Origin of the sequence: Dyadobacter alkalitolerans DSM 23607, assembly GCF_000428845.1 — a bacterium.
GTDB classification, from domain to species: Bacteria; Bacteroidota; Bacteroidia; order Cytophagales; family Spirosomataceae; genus Dyadobacter; species Dyadobacter alkalitolerans.
In genome coordinates this window covers 1-1,907 of record NZ_AUAS01000047.1, presented here as the reverse complement: position 1 = coordinate 1,907, position 1,907 = coordinate 1, and the positions used below count along the sequence as shown (strand labels likewise).

General features: G+C 40.1%; 2 protein-coding genes. One reads left to right on the top strand and one right to left on the bottom strand.

Features of this window, described 5'->3' with window-relative positions:
- The first annotated feature begins 766 nt into the window (after positions 1 to 766).
- Positions 767 to 1,252, top strand: coding sequence for an IS110 family transposase (locus G395_RS30725; protein ID WP_051350446.1), 486 nt, complete (start codon positions 767 to 769; stop codon positions 1,250 to 1,252).
- Positions 1,253 to 1,433: 181 nt separating this feature from the next.
- Here the strand turns inward: G395_RS30725 and G395_RS32325 are convergent, their stop codons facing one another.
- Positions 1,434 to 1,781 (bottom strand): hypothetical protein, encoded by a 348-nt coding sequence (locus tag G395_RS32325; protein WP_157486855.1) that lies wholly within the window; start codon positions 1,779 to 1,781, stop codon positions 1,434 to 1,436.
- Positions 1,782 to 1,907: the final 126 nt, after the last annotated feature.

The window sequence follows — 1,907 nt, the reverse complement described above, 5'->3', positions numbered from 1 at the left end:
CTATCTGAATCCGGCTGCCTTCGAGGCTGAATACTATCGGCAAACTGGATGAGAAATGAGACTTTTAATATTTACTAACCCGCAAAAGTGTAAACTAAAACGGAACCACGTCAGAAGACAAGGCTTGCGGATATGAATCTAAGTTGTGCAAATTTTTATGCTAAAAAACCGTGAGGGTAGGATAGTATAAACCGTCAACTTATTTTAGTAACATACGTTTGCAAAAACAGAAATTACGTATTAACAAAACCGGTGCTTCTCTGAAAAAAGGTTGTCTTTCAACTTTCTGACAAGATTCCTTTTGCCATCTCTTTTGAATTGCTACTGCTTGAATCAAGCTTGGAAACCAACCCAATCGTCCATTTTTTACTTGACCATCCTGGCACGGAGCGTTTTTAAATACTTCAGCAAGTAAAATAGTAAGCTTAAAACGACCAGGGTAAATAACATTCCCATACCCTACACGGCTTTTTCGCAAACCAACCAAGCAATATGTCACCGTCTACAAGTGTATGCTAGGAGTTAGAGGAATTACATTTAAACGCGTGCCATCTTACCATAGTTGAACTAAAACAGTCCTCCATACGGTGGACAACCTTTTTTTTGTACAACCGACAAAGTTCAGTTTAACGGTGACGCGCTGCTAAGGCTTCGTCAGAAGCGTACCTTGCTTAGACAGTATAAGAAACAATACCTGGCAATGCAAAATGTAGCCCATTCATTTTCCTAATTACCAGTAAGAGACGAAGATGTTCAGAGAAGTTTAATGCATATTTTAAATGAGTTTGATGTCGCTATGAAGACTTTGAAAGATAAAATTGAGGAGTTAACAAAAGCTAATTTCAACCAGGAGCTCATCAGGCTGACATCCGTAGTTGGTTCACCAACTATTGCCACGGCATTAATTGAAGTGACAGGTGGCCTTAGGCACTTTCATTCGGCTAAAGCCTTGGCCAAATTCATTGGTGTGGCACCAGTTATTTATCAATCCGGAAAGCTTAATACAGTCAAGGGAATCTGCAAAACAGGCGATGGGCAATTAAGAAGCATGCTGTATGTTGCCTCCTGGTCCGCGATTCGGCACAATAAATCATGTCGAGAGCTCTATCAACGTTTAAAGGCTGCTGGTAAAGCTTCGAAGGTTGCCTTGATTGCGGTGGTTAATAAATTACTTCGGCAGGCCTTTGCAGTAGTCAAGTTCGATCAAGAATTTAATCAAAATTATTGTCCAATTTTACGCAGTTATCCTTGACTTTTAACACAGTTAATAAATTTGTAAGGTAAATTCAGCGTAATGCAAAAAATTAGGGCACTTGGCTCTTCTCCTACCCTTATGGTTCACACGTCAACCGTTCCGGCACGTGAACATACGTAAGTGTCAAAAAATACCGACGTTTCGTGAGAATGGTATACGATTAGAAAATGGATCGCTATTATCTGAGCTTCGCGGAAGTGACTACAAAAGGCAAAGGTGTTAAATTCATTGTTTCCAATGTCTCAGAAGTTAAAAAATAACCTGTCACGTAGACGTGTAAGCTATCTTGCATAAATTGTTTCGGAAGATTACATCCGCCCCAGGGGACACCATTGGATGCTATCAGTTGGCTACCGATAGCTAATCCGCCGCTTAGTTGCACTGTTACTGGCGCATCAACTACATATTCGTCACGTGTTAACCCTTTAAACCCAGAATAACAATCCAATGCCGTTGAACTAATTTTGTCTTCCTTACAATTTAGTAAACTCAACATGCATATACCAGCGAGTAAAAAGCGTTTCATAAGCCAGTTTGGTTAAATGATTCATCAAAGTTGAAGTACTCCCGTTTGGCTGGACAGCCAGTGATTACAATTAAGTTCGATTAAGATGCTTTTGCGCCAAAAAACAGGTCATTTGGGGTAGATCCA